The organism is Clostridium sp. HBUAS56010 (assembly GCF_007115105.1).
Taxonomy (GTDB): Bacteria; Bacillota; Clostridia; order Lachnospirales; family Lachnospiraceae; genus Lacrimispora.
This window is the reverse complement of sequence record NZ_SULJ01000043.1, coordinates 1-1,366: the sequence shown is the minus strand read 5'-3', so window position 1 is coordinate 1,366 and position 1,366 is coordinate 1. Positions and strand designations below refer to the sequence as shown.

General features: G+C 42.1%; 1 protein-coding gene. It reads left to right on the top strand.

The window, feature by feature from the left end; translation table 11 throughout:
* Nucleotides 1-115: 115 nt before the first annotated feature.
* Nucleotides 116-1,312 (top strand): IS256 family transposase, encoded by a 1,197-nt coding sequence (locus tag FAY33_RS19120; RefSeq protein ID WP_143323072.1) that lies wholly within the window; start codon nt 116-118, stop codon nt 1,310-1,312.
* The last annotated feature ends 54 nt before the right edge of the window (nt 1,313-1,366 follow it).

The window sequence follows — 1,366 nt, the reverse complement described above, 5'->3', positions numbered from 1 at the left end:
GGGATGACGTATAATTAATTTCGCAAATTTAGTTTCATAAAAAATAGACATGGTCTATAGCCGTTTGGTAAAATAAAGTCACCACAACCAAATTTCACAAAGGAGGCTATAGAACATGTCCGATAACATTATACAATTAAATCAGGAACTTATCCATAACGAATTGAAAGATTTAGTACGTAACAGCGTTGAGGAAACCCTCAATGCCTTGCTGGATCATGAAGCAGATGAACTCGTTAATGCTGAAAGATATGAGCGTTCCGGGGAACGTAAAGGATATCGTTCCGGGCATTACAGCAGAAACTTTCAAACCACGGCTGGTGAAGTCAATTTAAAGATGCCAAAGCTAAAGGGCGTTCCATTTGAAACTGCCATTATTGAGCGATATCGCCGCAGAGAATGCTCTGTAGAAGAAGCTCTTATTGAAATGTATCTTGCAGGTGTTTCAGTTCGCCGTGTTGAGGATATTACCGAGACATTATGGGGAACCAAAGTTTCACCTGGAACAATAAGCAATCTAAATAAAAAAGCCTATGAACACATTGAAACGTGGAGAAGCCGCAAACTTACCAGTTCTTATCCATATGTCTTTGTAGATGGTGTTTACTTAAAACGAAGCTGGGGAGGTGAAATACAAAACGTCTCTATTCTTGTTGCGATTGGAGTCAACGAGGCTGGATGTCGTGAAATTATTGGTGCAGCCGAAGGAATGAAGGAAGATCGTGAAAGCTGGAAGACATTTTTTGTGTGGCTAAAAGAACGTGGTCTGGCCGGAGTTCGTTTGATTATCGGCGATAAATGCCTTGGGATGCTTGAATCCATTCCAGAAGTATTTCCGGATGCAAAGTATCAGAGATGTACGGTTCATTTCTACCGGAATATATTCTCAGCCACTCCTCGTAATAAGATGAAAGAAGTCTCTATGCTGCTGAAGGCTATCCATGCTCAAGAATGTAAAACATCTGCAAAGGAAAAGGCGAAACAAGTAGCGGATAAACTTCGCGAGATGAAATTAACTTCGGCCGCTAAAAAGGTCGAAGATGGAATCGAGGAAACCCTAACATACATGGATTTCCCCAACCAACACTGGACAAGGATTCGCACCAACAATACCATTGAACGTCTGAATCGGGAAATCAAACGTAGAACCCGGGCGATTGGTGCTTTTCCTGATGGGCAAAGTGCTTTAATGCTTGTATGTGCCAGACTGCGACATGTAGCTGGGACCCAATGGGGTGCCAAGCGCTACATGAATATGGAGCATCTAAAAGAATTGGATCTCCAGAATCAGTCTGATATCATAGCCGGCTGACTACCGGCTACCTAACGGCTGAAATACAATTTGCGAAAAAATCTTGACACTATC

Bases quoted from the DNA above. Each gene is read 5' to 3' on its own strand.
- FAY33_RS19120 (WP_143323072.1), top strand. From the start codon at position 116: ATGTCCGATAACATTATACAATTAAATCAGGAACTTATCCATAACGAA.